Raw genomic sequence first — 13,090 nt, 5'->3', positions numbered from 1 at the left:
GAGAATCCTTCAGCCTTCGGCAACATGGCGGTAGGGCTGGGAGCGCGAAGATGAGCAAGGCTATTTCCACCGCATCATCGAGGGTCCCGCGCAACACGCCGATGGCGCTGACCGAGGATCTCATCGCGCGCACCATGCGTGCTGTCGAGGATGCCGGGCCGACGCCGGGCATGGTTCACATGACCGATGCCGACTATGCGCGCATCCGCGACGAGGTGCTGGCCGGCGCTCCGGCCGGGCCGCTGAAACTATTTGCCTATGGCTCGCTGTTGTGGAAGCCCGCCGGTGAGGTGAGGGGCGGAGAACGCGCGGTGGCCAGCGGCTGGCATCGTTCGTTCTGCTTCACGGTGCAGCGTTTTCGCGGCACGGTCGAGCAGCCCGGCCTGATGATGGCGCTCGATCGCGGCGGCCAGTGCCAGGGCATGGTGTTCGAGATCGCGGAGCCGCTGGCGGCTAACCTCGAAGCGCTGCTGCGCCGCGAAATGACCATCCTGCCCGCCGTCAACGTGCCGCGCTGGCTGCAGGTCAGGACCGAAGGCGGCCCATGTCGCGCGCTTGGCTTCGTCGTCGATCCCGCCAATCCGCGTTATGCCGGCAAGCTCGACAAGCAGGCGATCGCGGCGACGCTGGTGACAGCCGCCGGTCATTGGGGCTCGGGCGCGCAATATCTTTTCGAGACGATCCGCCACCTCGAAGCCTGCGGCATCCGCGACCGCAATCTGTGGCGGTTGCAGGAATTGGTGGCCGTGGAGATCGGGCTGACCATCGCCCAGAAGTGATCCGCCCAGAAGTGATCCGCTCAGACGCGGCACGCTTCAGTCGTGTTTGGCCCCGGATGTTTGCAGGCCACAGCACTTTTTGAAGCAAATCTCTGATTTCGAAAGTCTCCGCAGTGAGGGTTTAATGAATTGAAAACAGTTCTGGCCCAACGATGACCTGAACACCGGCGCAGGACACGGTGCGCGTGGGCAAATCATGAAATCCTCGACCGGAGAGCATTACCCAGCGCTGGATCATGTTCGTGGCCTGGCGGCCTTTCTTGTCTTTTCCTGGCATTTCCTTCATGCGTCTCCTGAAGGCCCGGTGCCTTATGACTTCGTGCCGGCTCTTCCCCTCTTCAGCGTTCTGGATGAAGGGCATACTGGCGTTTCCCTGTTCATGGCGCTTTCCGGGTACCTGTTCGCCAAGCTGCTCGATGGAAAGCAGATCAACTATCTGCCCTTCTTTGCCAACAGGGCCCTCAGGCTGCTTCCGCTTCTCCTAGTCGTGATATGTATCGAGGCTTGCCGCAGGTACCTGGCCGGACAGTCCCTCGACGGGTATTTCACGGGCGTCGGATTGGGGTTTCTTTTTCCCACCCTCCCGAATGGCGGCTGGTCGGTAACGATCGAAGCGCACTTCTACCTGTTGCTGCCGTTCTTGCTGATGGCATCCAGGCGGTTTGTGTTCGCGCCCTTGCTGTTCATCGCGGCAGCCATTGTGCTGAGGTCCGTCCTGTATGTGCAGATCGGCGAAGTGCAGTCGGCGGCGTCCGTAACCATCATAGGCCATGCGGATCAGTTCCTGGCCGGCATTCTTGCCTTCCACCTGCGTGCCCACGCGAAGAACCAACACTGGCTGGCGCTGGCCGTTCTCATGGCTTTTTCGGGGTTCTTCTGGTGGTTCGATGCAGCCGGCGGATTTTACCAACTGGGCCGCTATCCGTCGCCTCATTGGATATGGATCATCCTGCCGACCCTGGAGGCGGCAGCCTATTCATTCGGCATCGCCTACTACGACACGAGCTTTTCGAAAAAGCGAACAAGCCCGCCGTTCAGGATACTGGAGAAGGCGGGGGCCTACAGCTATTCGATCTATCTTCTGCACCTGTTCTTCGTCATGCAATTGGCGGCGTTCATAGACACGAATGTCATGAGCATCAGCAATTTCTACGTCGCATGCCTCTGGTCCGCATTGTGCTTCGTGGCGACGATCCCGATCGGCTATCTCAGCTACACCTGCGTCGAGGCGCCATTCCTGCGCCTGCGTCTGCGCTATATGGACCAAAAGCCCGAAACTGCGGCATCGACCGCGGCTGAGCTTGGATCGGTCATTGCCCATAGACCGACCTCGTTCAGCCGTCCCTGAGCCACACCAGCATTTCGCCGGGCTCGCGGTTGTCCCAGGCGAAATAGGGAATGGCGGTCAGGCGCGTCTCGGCGGTGGTCGGCGGCTCGGGCCTGTAGAGCCCGTCCTGCCAGCCGTCGGGGACATCGGCAAGTGCCGCGGTCGACAGCGTCACCACGCCGCCGAGAAGTTCCGGCCGCTGCTGCGCTTCGATGGTGGCCGTTCGCGGCAGCGTCAGGCGATGCGGCTGGCTGTCATTGTCTGATGCCTCGACGCAATAAATCAGCGGACCGCGCGACAGCGCGACGCGGCCCGCATCCTGGCGCACCTGCGGGTTGGCATAGAGCCGCTCGATCGGCATTTCGAGATCGAGCCGGACATTGTCGCCCTTTTTCCATGTCCGCTTGATCGCGGCGTAGCCGTCGCTGGTGATTTCAGCCAGCTTGATGGCTTCGCGGTTCACCTTCAACTGGGCACTGGCGCTCCAGGCGGGAATGCGCAGGTGCAAGGTGAATTCGACCGGCGCCTGCGGTTCGAGCGCGATCTCGACGGCGCCGTCCCAGGGATACCTGCTCGTCTGCGTCAGACTGACCGGGACGCCCGATATGTCGAAACGGGCGGTCGAGTCGCCATAGAGGTGGATGGCCAACGCATCGTCGGCCAGGCTGTAGAAATAGCTGCCGATCGAGGCGACCATGCGCCCGATATTGGGTGGGCAGCACGGGCAGCGGTGCCATTTCCACCTGTTGTGCTTGCCCCGGCTTTCCAATGGATTCTCGTAGAAAAACAGCGAGCCGTCGAGCGACAGGCCCGAGATCGAACCGTTGTAGAGGGCGCGTTCCATCATGTCGGCGTAGCGCGCGTTCGGCCCCATGCCAAGCATGCGGCTGGCCCAGAACACCAGGCCCACCGCTGCACAGGTCTCGGCATAGGCGCTCTCGTTGGGCAGGTCGTAGTCGCTGGTGAACCCCTCATTGTGCGCCGATGGTCCCAGTCCGCCAGTGATATAGAGGCTCTTGGTGGTGAGATCGTCCCACAGAAGGTCGAGTGCCGACCGCAGCGTGTCGTCGCCATATTCAGTGGCGATGTCGGCCATGCCCGAATAGAGGTACATCGCTCTGACCGCATGGCCGACGACCTTGTGCTGTTCGCGCACCGGGATGTGCGACTGGCTGTATTCATAGGTCTTGAAATGATAGGCCTTCGGGTCGGCGCCGCGGGCGCGGGCCTCCTCGTCGAAATAATGTGGCTGCTGCCCGCGCTGGTCGATGAAGTATTTGGCCAGCTCCATGTATTTCCGCTCGCCGGTCACCCGCGCCAGCTTGACCAGTGCCAGCTCGATCTCCTCATGACCGCAATAGCCCTTCTTCTTGCCGGGCTCGGGGCCGAGCACGGACGCGATATGATCTGCATAGCGGCACATGATATCGAGCAGCTTGCGTTTTCCCGTCGCCTGGTAGTAGGCGACCGCGCCTTCGATCAGGTGGCCGGCGCAATAGAGTTCGTGGCAGTCGCGCAGATTGGTCCAGCGCTTGCCGGGCTGGATGCGCTGATACCAGCTCGAGAGATAGCCGTCCTCCTGCTGCAGCTTGCCATACATGTCGATGACGGCATCGATCTTCTTCTCCAGTTCGGGGTTCTTGCGCCGGTAAAGCGAATAGGCCGCGGTCTCGATCGTCTTGCCGAGATCGGAATCCCAGAACATCTGCGTGGTCACCGTCGATCCGGTGAATTCCGCGCCCTGGCGATCGGCTTCGTCGGGAGAGGGCGAGTGAAAGGGGATGACTATGCCGGGCGAGGGGCGGTCCGGATCGATCTGCTCCAGCATGCGGGCCTCGACGCAGCGCTCGTAGAGGATGTCGGCGGTGCGTGTGGCGACAGCGTCGGCGCGGTCGCCCCAGAAGCCGTGCACGTCGACCTGCGGCACCGGCAGCGGGCGGAAGGCGAGCTTCGGTTTTCCGGTTTTTGCGGATGGCGATGCGGTCATGAAACTTACTCCATTCGGTCTGTCTATTTGACGGCCCCGGCCATCAGGCCGCGGATGTAGAAGCGCTGCAGCGCCAGGAACAGGATCAGGCACGGCACCATCATCACGGTGACGCCAGCCTGCACCGCGCCCCAGTCGATGGCGCCGAAGCGGCCCGACTGCAGTGCGGTCATCATCACCGGCAGCGTGAACTTGGATTGGTCGGTCATCAGCACGAGGGCGGCGAGGAATTCGTTCCAGGCGCCGAGGAAGGCAAACAGGGCGATGGTGACGACGCCCGGCCAGACCAGCGGCAGCATCACCTTCAAAAGCATTGTGAGATTGCTGGCACCGTCCATGCGGGCGGCCTCCTCGATTTCGCGCGGCACGGCGTCGAAGGCGTTGCGCATCATGAAGATCGAGAACGGCAGTTGCAGCGTCACATAGACGCCGACCAGGCCGGTCAGGGTGTTGTGCAGGCCAAGCTTGGTCAGCACCAGGAAGATCGGCGTCAGGATCGACTGGAACGGGATCATGATCGTCGACAGGATGAGGATAAAGAACAGGTCCTTGAACGGAAACCGGAACCGCGAAAAGCCGTAGCCGGCCAGCACGCTGACGGCGACCGAGAGCACGACGGTCATCACCGAGACATAGATGCTGTTTTGCGCCGAAGCCCACAGCCCGTCGCCGAAGCTGTTGAGCGTGGCATAGTTCTCCAGCGAGAACCCCGACGTCGGCCAGGGAGGCAGCGGCGGCAGGCGTGCTTCGGCCGCCGGCTTGAACGCCGACAGCACCGCCCAAACAATCGGCGCGGCAAACAGCACCGAGGCGACGATGCCGGTCGAATGCTCTGCGACGCGGCTCAGGAGCCGGCGGCTACGGGAGGCGGCCTGCGCCATCAGTCGAGACCCTCCGGCTTGCGCAACAACCATAGCTGGACGAGGCTGAGCGCCACCAGGATAACCAGCAGCACCATGGAAAGTGCCGCGCCATAGCCGAGCTTGAACGACACGAAGGACTGGTTGAAGATCCAGTAGACCGCCGTCAGCGTCTGGTTGCGCGGGCCGCCGCGCAGGATGATGTAGAATTGGTCGAAGGCGAGGATCGAGCCGGCGACCGACAGGATCAGCGCCAGTGCCAGCGTGCGGCGCATCAGCGGCAGGGTGATCGCCCTGAACCGGGCGAACGGCCCGGCACCGTCGATGACGGCCGCCTCCTGCAGATCCTGCGGGATCGATTGCAGGCCGGCCATCAGGATGATCATGGTGAAGCCGGCGACCTTCCAGACGACCATGGCGATGATCGACCAGAAGGCTGGCTGGAAGGTGGCCAAGAGGTTGAATTTCCTATCGATCAGGCCAAGGTCGTAGGCGGCCGGGCTGAACAGGCCGGAATCGACGTTCAAGAGCCATGACCAGAGCAGGCTGGCCGAGGCGAAGCCGACAACCGCCGGCATGAAGAACATGGTGCGGTAGAGATTGGTCAGCGGCCGCGGCCTTTCGACGAACAGCGCCAGCGGAAACGCCACCACGAAGATCGCGATGGTGACGATCACCGTGTAGTAGGCGGTGAAGCGCAGCGCGTTCCAGAACCTGGTATCGCGCAGGATGGCGACATAGTTGCCGAGGCCGATATAGCTGTGCTCGCCCATCAGCGGCCAGTTGTGCAGTGACATCCACGCCGTCATGCCAAGCGGGATGAGGAAGAAAACGACGACAAGCGCGACGGCCGGCGCGACATAGAGCAGGCCGATCCACTGCCGGCGGCTGGCGCGTTTGCGGGCGCTGGGCGGCGCTGTGGTTGCTGCTGTGATGATAGCCATGGCTGCTCTTCCGCTAGCGCTGCGTCCCCCTCCCCTCGAGGGGAGGGTCCGGCCGTAGGCCGGGGGTGGGGTCCTCCGCGGAGCGCGCCGACCAAAAAGGAACGTCGAGCACTGCCGAGGCGACCCCACCCGGACCTGCGGTCCGACCTCCCCTCGAGGGGGAGGTGGGGTTGGCGCTACTTCTGCGGCGCCTGGTCGATGATCGACTGCATCGTCTCCTGCGCATTGGCGATGGCGCCATCGACATCGTCGCCGAAGAAGACCTCGTTGATCATCTGCGTCCACGGCCCGTTGGCGGAGTTGATCAGGTCGTTGAACACCACCGAATAGGGCGTCTTGCCCTTGGCCATGGCCTCGGCGGCGATCTGGTAGCGCGGATCGAGATCCTTCAGCGCTTCCTTGGCGATGTCGCCGCGCACCGGCAGGCTGCCGTATTTGGCAAGGATCGTCTGGCCTTCGAGCGAATAGGCGAAGTCGAGGAATTCCTTCACCACGGGCAGTTTCGTGGTGCCCTTGGTGACGACGAAATTGTCGCCGCCGGCAAAGGACGACCAGCCGCTGTCCTTGCCCGGCAGGAAGGTGACGCCGTAGTCGATATCGGGATACTGGGTGTTGAGCGCGCCGATGGCGAAGGCGCCGGACGGCGAGATGCCGATATTGCCGGCGGCAAATGCCGCAAAGAAGTTGGCGCCGGTATCGGTCTGCGCGCCCGCCGGCACCAGATCCTTCTTGACCATCGAGCGGTAGAGATCGATGGCGCCGCGCAGCTGCGGGCTGTCCAGCGTCGCCTTCGAGCCGTCTTCGCTCAGGATGTCGCCGCCCGACGCCCAGATCAGGGGTGTGAAAGTGAAGATGTTGCAGCCGCCGCAATTGCCGGAGAAGTAGAAGCCCTTGATGTTGCCGCCGAGCGCGTTGACCTTCTCGGCATCGGCCGCGATCTCGGCCCAGTTGGCCGGACCTTTTTCGGGGTCGAGGCCGGCCTGCTTGAACAGCTTCTTGTTCCAGATCAGCACCGAGGCGTCGGCGGAGAAGGGCAGGCCATAGATGTGATCCTTGTAGGTGCCGGTCTTCACATGCGCCGGCGACAGGCTCGAGAAATAGGGCAGGGACTTGGCCCAGTCGGTGATGTCCTCCAATTGGCCGGCTGCGGCGAAGGACGGCGTGTAGATCAGGTCGAGCGACAGGGCGTCGGGCGCCGTGCCGCCGGCGGCCGCGGCACCGTATTTCGGGATGATCTCGGCATTGGGAATGATGTCGAGCTTGACCTGGTTGGTGTGCGCCTTGTTGTAGGCATCGACGATCCTCGGCATGAAATTCGAGCCGTCGGCGCGCACCCAAATGTTGGCCGTCTCGGCGGCGGCAGTGCCGAGACCGCCACCCAAAACGGCAGCGGCCAGAGTCAGTTTGGCAATCAGGTTCCTCATGTTCTCCTCCTCCAAGGTTGGCCGCGGTCCGCGGCTCGGCGCCGATTGCGCGGCGCTTCGTTTTCAGCCACCCGGCGGATGGCCGCATGACTGCCGCACCACCAGCCGGCACGGCAGTTTTCGAATGCCTGGCGCGGCGGGCTTGCCGCCGACCAGCGAAAGCAGGGTCAACCCGGCCTCGCGCCCGAGCGCGACCAGGTTCATGTCGACAGAGGTCAGCGGCGGGCGCGTCGCCTCGGCCACGATCTCCCAATTGTCGAAACCGATGACGCCGACATCACTGGGGACGTCGAGCCCGCGTTCGCGCAGAGCATCGATGACGCCGCGCGCGATCTGGTCGTTGCCGCAGAAGACCGCGTCCGACCTTTCGCTTTTGCCGTCGAACAGTTGCGCAACCGCCTGGTGACCCCAGGCTTCCGACCAGGAGCCGAGCAGCGGCTCGCTGACCGTCAGGCCGTTTTCGACGAGCACGTCGCGGTAAGCCTGGACGCGCGCGTGCACCACGGCAAAGCTCGCCGGCCCGGTGACGTGGGCGATGCGCTTGCGGCCCAGCCGGCAGAAATGCTCGACGGCCAGCCGGGCGCCGCCAACATCGTCCGAGACGAAAGCGACGGCGTCGGGATCTGGCTGCGTGAAGGCATAGATCACCGGGACGCGCAGATTGGAGAGGTCGACGGGCAGATGGCGATCGATGCGCTTGCCGGTAGCGATGATGCCGTCCACGCGCTTGTCGAGCATGGCGTCGACATGCATCTGGCCCAGCCGCGGATCCTCCTCGACATTGCACAGGAACACCGAGACGCCATTGTCGACCAGCGCGTCCGAAATGCCCGACATCAGCGGCAGCGAGAAGCGGCCATAGGTATCGTTGGTGAGCAGGCCGACGGTGAAGCTGCGGCGCCGGAGCAGGCTTTGCGCCAGGCTGTTGGGCCGGAAGCCGAGCCGCCGGGCGGTCTCGCGAATGCGTTCGCGCGTCTCGGCTGTCATCCGGCCCTGGCTGTTGAGCGCCTTGGATGCGGTGGCGACGCTGACTCCGGCCTGGGCGGCCACGTCACGCAAGGTGACTGGCTTGGAAAAGACCGGAACAGGCAGATCGTCCGATGGCATCGCGCCGAGATCCTTGGTTGGGAAAAGGTTTTCTCTTACCGAGCCGGGTAAGGCCCGGCAGGTGGCCGAGCCCGACGACGATTGTTTGGGAAAACCTTTTCTCAGATGAAGCTAAGCCAGATCGAATCGCTGTTCAAGGGGAAAGTTGGTTGGCCTCCGCTCCTCTCCTCCGAAATGCAACGCGGGGTAAAAGCAGCCTCGGAAGCGCGTAGCTCAGGGGAAGAACGTCAGTCGCAGTGCTGGAGGCCCTCGGTCGAGACGGGGCGGGCTGCCGCTTGGGGCGTGAAGGATCTCAACTCTGCGCCGGAAGCGAGACCCGGCAAGGTTGGCTGGCGAACGCTCTGAAGCTCGACCCCGAAAATTCTGAACAATCCCTCGGGATTAACCTTTCCGTAAATATTTGGCCGCTACTTCACAGCCATGGCCTCGTGGCGGAGCGGCTACGCTGGAGACGGCAAATCTCTGAAGCCTCGGTTCGATCCCGAGGCGAGGCCTCCAAATTTGGCGTCCCAATCTGCCCCGGGCGCAGTCAGTTCCCACGAATAGATTGTGTGTTGCGAAGGCAGTACGGACTGGCCGTCAAAGCAGTCCTGTCTTGAATTTGGCATGCAGGCGCTCGCGAAAAAGTGCTATGGAAGGGGCGCGAGCGTTCTTGCTTCGCTTTTCCCTGACATTCGAGGCCTTTCGTGCGTGAACCGTCGCTGCTGCCCGTCTTTGGAAAACTTGGCCTCAAGGCCCCTGTCGCCTTGGCGGCGGCACCGGTCTCGTCGGCAGGTGTGCCGCACCTGCGGAAGCTTCTGGCCGTGCGTGGCGGCATGATGCTGAAACTGTCGGTCGTCGCCTGGACGGTGCTGATCCTGGGCGCCGTGTTTTTCACGATGCAAGGCTGACCGCCATGGCCAACCGCTACACGCTGCGCATGGAGCTTCCCCAGAGCTGGAGCATCATCGATGTCTTCACCGGCCAGCCTGCGGTTGTCCGGCAAAAGGTGATGGTCGGGATGGGGCCGCGCGAGGCCGAGGACATGGTCGTGCAGATGAATGTCCGCGACGTCAGACGCCGCGAAAGGGCCGAGCGCAAGACCTGATCGCGGTCAGCGCCAACTCGCCGCCATTTCAGCCGAAATCGGCCGCCGTCAGCACATACATGCTCTTGCGGGTGCGGTCATAGGCCTTCGACGCCACCTCGCGGATGGCGCTGCTCTCGGTGTCGAATGTCTGGAGATAACCGGCTTCGTCGGCAGCTGTGCCCGGCCGCATCTTGGCCATGGCGTCGGCAGCGACGGAAAACGAGATCTGGAACATGCCGTCATGGCCAACGAAACGAATGCGCTGGCCCGCTTCGTCATAGCTGCGGCTGCGGTTGGGAAAGGTGAGGCTCATGTCTTGGCCTCCGTGGCTTTCTTGGTCACCCGCTTCTTCTTCGGCGTCGGATTGAGGGCCTCGGCGACACGATCGGCCTCTTCCTTGGCCAGCCGAAGCTCCCTCAGCCTTGCCGTCTTGATTTCCCTGGCTCTTGCCTCGGACATATATTCGGCGGTCGCCTTGTTTTTCTCCGCTGTCTTCTTCTGCTTGTCGACAAAGCGGGCTTCAGCTTTTTCCATGATCGTCTGATTGCCTTCGGCCATCGAAGAAATCTCCCTTGTGCCTGAAATCGTGAAAGTGAACTTGTCCGATAAATAGGCACTCGATCGGCAAAATTCAATCTTTTGAATTATTTGACATTCTGCGGATAACACGAAACGGCCAGCTGAAATAATACTTTTGAATATTTTAATGTGGTCCGCGAATAATTTTTGGCACTCCTATCTATCGAGTGCCAACGCGTCTATAGAGGAGGGGCGTGGCCGCCTGTGCCGGCCCCAGAAAGAAAGTTCCCATGAAATTTCGGCCACTCCACGACCGCGTCGTCATTCGTCGCGCCGAAGGCGATATCAAATCCAAGGGCGGGATCATCATCCCCGACACTGCCAAGGAAAAGCCGCAGGAGGGCGAAGTCATCGCCGTCGGGCCTGGCGCACGCGACGAAAACGGCGCGCTTGTTCCGCTCGACGTCAAGGCCGGCGACTTCATCCTGTTCGGCAAATGGTCGGGCACCGAGGTCAAGATCGACGGCGAGGACCTTCTGATCATGAAGGAAGCCGACATCATGGGCGTCATCGACAAGAGCGAGACTGGCATTATCGACAAGGGCGCTGCAACCGACAAGACCGTGGCCGCCAAGAAAGCTGCCTGACCTCATTTTCTCCGAACGAACTGGATAAAAATCATGTCTGCCAAGGAAATCAAATTCTCCACCGACGCGCGCGACCGCATGCTGCGCGGCGTCGAGATCCTCACCAATGCGGTGAAGGTCACGCTCGGCCCTAAGGGCCGCAATGTCATCATCGACAAGGCCTATGGCGCGCCGCGCATCACCAAGGACGGCGTCACCGTCGCCAAGGAAATCGAGCTTGCCGACAAGTTCGAGAACATGGGCGCCCAGATGGTGCGCGAAGTGGCCTCGAAGACCAACGACCTCGCCGGTGACGGCACCACCACCGCCACGGTGCTGGCCGCCTCGATCCTGCGCGAAGGCGCCAAGCTGGTCGCCGCCGGCATGAATCCCATGGATCTGAAGCGCGGCATCGACCAGGCGGTTTCCGCCGTGGTCAAGGAAATCCAGGCGCGCGCCAAGAAGGTCAAGTCGTCGGCCGAGATCGCACAGGTCGGCACCATCGCCGCCAATGGCGATGCCAGCGTCGGCGAGATGATCGCCAAGGCGATGGACAAGGTCGGCAATGACGGCGTCATCACCGTCGAGGAAGCCAAGACCGCAGAGACCGAACTCGATGTCGTCGAAGGCATGCAGTTCGACCGCGGCTATCTCTCGCCCTATTTCGTCACCAATGCCGACAAGATGCGCGTCGAGCTGGAAGAGCCCTACATCCTTATCCACGAGAAGAAGCTCGGCAATCTGCAGGCGATGCTGCCGATCCTCGAAGCGGTGGTGCAGAGCGGCAGGCCGCTGCTGATCATCTCCGAGGACGTCGAGGGCGAGGCTCTGGCGACGCTGGTCGTCAACAAGCTGCGCGGCGGCCTCAAGGTCGCGGCCGTCAAGGCGCCGGGCTTCGGCGATCGCCGCAAGGCGATGCTGGAAGACATCGCCGTGCTGACATCAGGCCAGATGATCTCCGAGGACCTCGGCATCAAGCTTGAAAACGTCACCATCGAGATGCTCGGCCGCGCCAAGCGTGTGCTGATCGAGAAAGACACCACCACGATCATCGACGGTGCCGGCACCAAGGCGACGATCCAGGCGCGCGTCGCCCAGATCAAGGGCCAGATCGAGGAGACGACCTCCGACTACGACAAGGAGAAGCTGCAGGAGCGGCTGGCCAAGCTCGCCGGCGGGGTAGCCGTCATCCGCGTCGGCGGCGTCACCGAGTCGGAAGTCAAGGAAAAGAAGGACCGCATCGACGATGCGCTGAACGCCACCCGCGCGGCGGTCGAGGAAGGCATCGTGCCCGGCGGCGGCGTGGCTCTGCTGCGTGCCCGCTCGGTGCTTGGCGGCCTGACCGGCGCCAATGCCGATGTCACGGCCGGCATCACGATCGTGCTGCGGGCGCTCGAAGCGCCGATCCGCCAGATAGCCGAGAATTCCGGCGTCGAGGGCTCCATCGTCGTCGGCAAGCTCACCGACAGCAAGGACCACAATCAGGGTTTTGACGCCCAGAACGAGGTCTATGTTGACATGATCAAGGCAGGCATCGTCGATCCGGCGAAAGTGGTGCGCACCGCACTGCAGGATGCCGGTTCGATCGCGGCCCTTTTGATCACCGCCGAAGCGATGATCACCGACATCCCGCCGAAAGACGCTGCCCCGGCGGGCGGCGGTGGCATGGGCGGCTACTAAAACGCAGGACTTGTCCGATCTGTTTGAGATGTGAATGGCGGCCCCCGATCGGGGCCGTCATGATTCTCAAGACGATCCATCGCAAAGTTTACGCATGGCTGCCTTGCCGTCCGGCCCAGCGCCGGGCGGCACCCCTGATCTTGCGGCTTTCGGAGGGGACGCAATCCACGCTAGACTGTCCAGGCGGCCCTTGGTCGCGGAGCTCGCCCGACTTTGGCAAGCGATCGGACGAACCGCCATCCCCTATACGGAGACACGTTCATGTTTGCGGCTAAGGCCATCGACACCTCAGACAAGGCCGCGTTCTACCGCGACCTCGCCACTCAGCTTAAGGCGCTGCTCGACGGCGAGCGCGATTCGATCGCCAATGCGGCCAACACCGCAGCACTCATCTTCCAGATGGTGCCGGACCTCAACTGGGCCGGGTTCTATTTCCTGCAATCGGACGAGGAAATGGTGCTCGGGCCGTTCCAGGGCAAGCCGGCCTGTGTGCGCATCGCCGTCGGCAAAGGCGTGTGCGGAACGGCGGTCGAACTCGGCACCTCGATGCTGATCAAGGACGTGCATGATTTTCCCGGCCACATCGCCTGCGATGCCGACTCGCGCTCGGAACTGGTGGTGCTGCTCGAGGACGATGAAGGCGTCTTCGGCGTGCTCGATCTCGACAGCCCGCTGCCCGGCCGCTTCGACAAGGCCGACCAGGCCGGCATCGAGACGCTGGCGGCGATCTATGCCGCGGCGAGTTCGTTCGAGGACTATGCCCGGTTT

The 13,090-nt window shown here is 62.7% G+C and carries 13 protein-coding genes, 1 tRNA gene and 1 pseudogene; 8 read left to right on the top strand and 7 right to left on the bottom strand.

Annotation, left to right across the window (positions count from 1 at the left end; all coding sequences use genetic code 11):
- The first annotated feature begins 50 nt into the window (after nt 1-50).
- Complete coding sequence (locus tag NKK51_RS04545) at nt 51-779, top strand: gamma-glutamylcyclotransferase (RefSeq protein WP_128305580.1); 729 nt, start codon at nt 51-53, stop codon at nt 777-779.
- A gap of 196 nt (nt 780-975) precedes the next feature.
- The gene (locus NKK51_RS04540) at nt 976-2,127 is read left to right on the top strand and encodes an acyltransferase family protein (RefSeq protein ID WP_352551459.1); all 1,152 of its coding nucleotides are present in this window, start codon (nt 976-978) and stop codon (nt 2,125-2,127) included.
- Here the strand turns inward: NKK51_RS04540 and NKK51_RS04535 are convergent.
- From NKK51_RS04535 to NKK51_RS04515, 5 genes are all read right to left on the bottom strand, one after another.
- Nucleotides 2,114-4,093 (bottom strand): glycoside hydrolase family 127 protein, encoded by a 1,980-nt coding sequence (locus NKK51_RS04535; protein ID WP_352551457.1) that lies wholly within the window; start codon nt 4,091-4,093, stop codon nt 2,114-2,116. The genes NKK51_RS04540 and NKK51_RS04535 overlap by 14 nt on opposite strands.
- Nucleotides 4,094-4,116: 23 nt before the next feature.
- Nucleotides 4,117-4,974 (bottom strand): carbohydrate ABC transporter permease, encoded by an 858-nt coding sequence (locus NKK51_RS04530; protein WP_127326524.1) that lies wholly within the window; start codon nt 4,972-4,974, stop codon nt 4,117-4,119.
- Nucleotides 4,974-5,897: a carbohydrate ABC transporter permease gene (locus NKK51_RS04525; RefSeq protein ID WP_352551455.1), complete on the bottom strand. Its 924-nt coding sequence runs from the start codon at nt 5,895-5,897 to the stop codon at nt 4,974-4,976. The genes NKK51_RS04530 and NKK51_RS04525 overlap by 1 nt, the downstream gene beginning before the upstream one ends.
- A 176-nt stretch (nt 5,898-6,073) precedes the next feature.
- Nucleotides 6,074-7,321, bottom strand: a complete 1,248-nt coding sequence (locus NKK51_RS04520) for an ABC transporter substrate-binding protein (RefSeq protein ID WP_352551453.1) — start codon at nt 7,319-7,321, stop codon at nt 6,074-6,076.
- A 63-nt stretch (nt 7,322-7,384) separates the two neighbouring features.
- Nucleotides 7,385-8,428: a LacI family DNA-binding transcriptional regulator gene (locus tag NKK51_RS04515; RefSeq protein ID WP_352551451.1), complete on the bottom strand. Its 1,044-nt coding sequence runs from the start codon at nt 8,426-8,428 to the stop codon at nt 7,385-7,387.
- 422 nt (nt 8,429-8,850) lie between these two features.
- On the opposite strand from NKK51_RS04515, the gene NKK51_RS04510 reads away from it, so the two are divergent.
- The 3 genes from NKK51_RS04510 (at nt 8,851) to NKK51_RS04500 (ending at nt 9,515) form a co-directional block, all read left to right on the top strand.
- Nucleotides 8,851-8,926, top strand: a tRNA-Cys gene (locus tag NKK51_RS04510).
- Nucleotides 8,927-9,114: 188 nt separating this feature from the next.
- A complete protein-coding gene (locus tag NKK51_RS04505; protein WP_352551450.1) occupies nt 9,115-9,318 on the top strand; it encodes a hypothetical protein in 204 nt (67 codons plus the stop codon).
- A 5-nt stretch (nt 9,319-9,323) separates the two neighbouring features.
- Nucleotides 9,324-9,515, top strand: a complete 192-nt coding sequence (locus NKK51_RS04500) for a hypothetical protein (protein WP_023809342.1) — start codon at nt 9,324-9,326, stop codon at nt 9,513-9,515.
- Nucleotides 9,516-9,543: 28 nt separating this feature from the next.
- Here the strand turns inward: NKK51_RS04500 and NKK51_RS04495 are convergent, their stop codons facing one another.
- Nucleotides 9,544-9,810, bottom strand: coding sequence for a DUF1488 family protein (locus NKK51_RS04495; protein ID WP_023809341.1), 267 nt, complete (start codon nt 9,808-9,810; stop codon nt 9,544-9,546).
- Nucleotides 9,807-10,055 carry a hypothetical protein gene (locus tag NKK51_RS04490; RefSeq protein WP_023760015.1) on the bottom strand — a complete coding sequence of 83 codons (249 nt, stop codon included), beginning with the start codon at nt 10,053-10,055 and terminating at the stop codon, nt 9,807-9,809. The genes NKK51_RS04495 and NKK51_RS04490 overlap by 4 nt, the downstream gene beginning before the upstream one ends.
- 251 nt (nt 10,056-10,306) lie before the next feature.
- On the opposite strand from NKK51_RS04490, the gene NKK51_RS04485 reads away from it, so the two are divergent.
- The 3 genes and pseudogenes from NKK51_RS04485 to msrC form a co-directional block, all read left to right on the top strand.
- Nucleotides 10,307-10,663 (top strand): co-chaperone GroES, encoded by a 357-nt coding sequence (locus NKK51_RS04485; RefSeq protein ID WP_352551448.1) that lies wholly within the window; start codon nt 10,307-10,309, stop codon nt 10,661-10,663.
- 33 nt (nt 10,664-10,696) lie between these two features.
- Nucleotides 10,697-12,322, top strand: a complete 1,626-nt coding sequence (gene groL / locus NKK51_RS04480; RefSeq protein ID WP_023809339.1) for a chaperonin GroEL — start codon at nt 10,697-10,699, stop codon at nt 12,320-12,322.
- A gap of 261 nt (nt 12,323-12,583) precedes the next feature.
- Nucleotides 12,584-13,078, top strand: a pseudogene (gene msrC / locus NKK51_RS04475) (free L-methionine (R)-S-oxide reductase MsrC); the annotation flags it as partial.
- Between the last annotated feature and the right edge of the window lie 12 nt (nt 13,079-13,090).

It is taken from the genome of Mesorhizobium sp. M0011 (assembly GCF_040324155.1).
GTDB lineage: Bacteria > Pseudomonadota > Alphaproteobacteria > Rhizobiales > Rhizobiaceae > Mesorhizobium.
The sequence above is the reverse complement of the archived record's forward strand: the minus strand, read 5'-3'. Positions and strand labels throughout refer to the sequence as shown.

Bases quoted from the DNA above. Each gene is read 5' to 3' on its own strand.
- groL (WP_023809339.1), top strand. From the start codon at position 10,697: ATGTCTGCCAAGGAAATCAAATTCTCCACCGACGCGCGCGACCGCATG.
- NKK51_RS04530 (WP_127326524.1), bottom strand. From the start codon at position 4,974: ATGGCGCAGGCCGCCTCCCGTAGCCGCCGGCTCCTGAGCCGCGTCGCA.
- NKK51_RS04525 (WP_352551455.1), bottom strand. From the start codon at position 5,897: ATGGCTATCATCACAGCAGCAACCACAGCGCCGCCCAGCGCCCGCAAA.
- NKK51_RS04490 (WP_023760015.1), bottom strand. From the start codon at position 10,055: ATGGCCGAAGGCAATCAGACGATCATGGAAAAAGCTGAAGCCCGCTTT.
- NKK51_RS04535 (WP_352551457.1), bottom strand. From the start codon at position 4,093: ATGACCGCATCGCCATCCGCAAAAACCGGAAAACCGAAGCTCGCCTTC.
- NKK51_RS04500 (WP_023809342.1), top strand. From the start codon at position 9,324: ATGGCCAACCGCTACACGCTGCGCATGGAGCTTCCCCAGAGCTGGAGC.
- NKK51_RS04485 (WP_352551448.1), top strand. From the start codon at position 10,307: ATGAAATTTCGGCCACTCCACGACCGCGTCGTCATTCGTCGCGCCGAA.
- NKK51_RS04520 (WP_352551453.1), bottom strand. From the start codon at position 7,321: ATGAGGAACCTGATTGCCAAACTGACTCTGGCCGCTGCCGTTTTGGGT.
- NKK51_RS04540 (WP_352551459.1), top strand. From the start codon at position 976: ATGAAATCCTCGACCGGAGAGCATTACCCAGCGCTGGATCATGTTCGT.
- NKK51_RS04495 (WP_023809341.1), bottom strand. From the start codon at position 9,810: ATGAGCCTCACCTTTCCCAACCGCAGCCGCAGCTATGACGAAGCGGGC.
- NKK51_RS04515 (WP_352551451.1), bottom strand. From the start codon at position 8,428: ATGCCATCGGACGATCTGCCTGTTCCGGTCTTTTCCAAGCCAGTCACC.
- NKK51_RS04545 (WP_128305580.1), top strand. From the start codon at position 51: ATGAGCAAGGCTATTTCCACCGCATCATCGAGGGTCCCGCGCAACACG.